Annotated in this window: 1 protein-coding gene and 1 pseudogene; both read left to right on the top strand. The window is 70.9% G+C overall.

Annotation, left to right across the window (positions count from 1 at the left end; translation table 11 throughout):
* A partial coding sequence (dcd, locus tag B4M60_RS08985; protein ID WP_291082501.1) for a dCTP deaminase occupies window positions 1-432 on the top strand: 432 nt, incomplete at its 5' end.
* 92 nt (window positions 433-524) lie between these two features.
* Window positions 525-697: pseudogene (locus B4M60_RS08980) on the top strand (UDP-glucose 6-dehydrogenase); the annotation flags it as partial.

The raw sequence follows: 697 nt of genomic DNA, 5'->3' as shown, positions 1-697 counted from the left end.
AACTCGCGCTACACGCACATCGATCCGGCGCAGCAGCAGGACGAGCTGACCGAGCTGGTCGAGCCGGCCGACGGCGACCCGTTCGTGCTGCACCCGGGCGAGTTCGTCCTGGGTTCGACCCTGGAGCGGCTGGCGCTGCCCGACGACCTCGCCGGACGGCTCGAGGGCAAGTCCTCGCTCGGACGGTTGGGGCTGCTCACGCACTCCACCGCCGGATTCATCGACCCCGGGTTCGACGGGCACATCACGCTGGAGCTCTCCAACGTCGCCAACCTGCCCATCACGCTGTGGCCCGGGATGAAGATCGGCCAGCTGTGCCTGTTCCGGCTGTCCAGCCCGGCCGAGACGCCGTACGGCACCGCCGCGACGGGGTCCAAGTACCAGGGCCAGCGCGGTCCGACGCCGTCCAAGGCGTACCTCAACTTCCGGTGAGCTGACGCGCCGGCCGGACCCGCCGCGCACTGCTCGTGCGGTGTTCACCCGGGCGTTCCCGGGGGGTCGCGTCGGGGCGATAGAACGACGGCATGCGTATGACCGTGTTCGGGACCGGGTACCTCGGCGCCACCCACGCCGCATGCATGGCCGAGCTGGGCCACGAGGTGCTGGGGGTGGATGTGGACCGGGCCAAGATCGACCGCCTGCGGCGGGGGGAGGTGCCGTTCTACGAGCCGGGTCTGCCGGAGATCCTGCTCCGGCA

This window comes from Dietzia sp. UBA5065 (genome assembly GCA_002415925.1).
Taxonomy (GTDB): Bacteria; Actinomycetota; Actinomycetes; order Mycobacteriales; family Mycobacteriaceae; genus Dietzia.
This window is presented reverse-complemented; position numbering and strand designations above follow the sequence as displayed.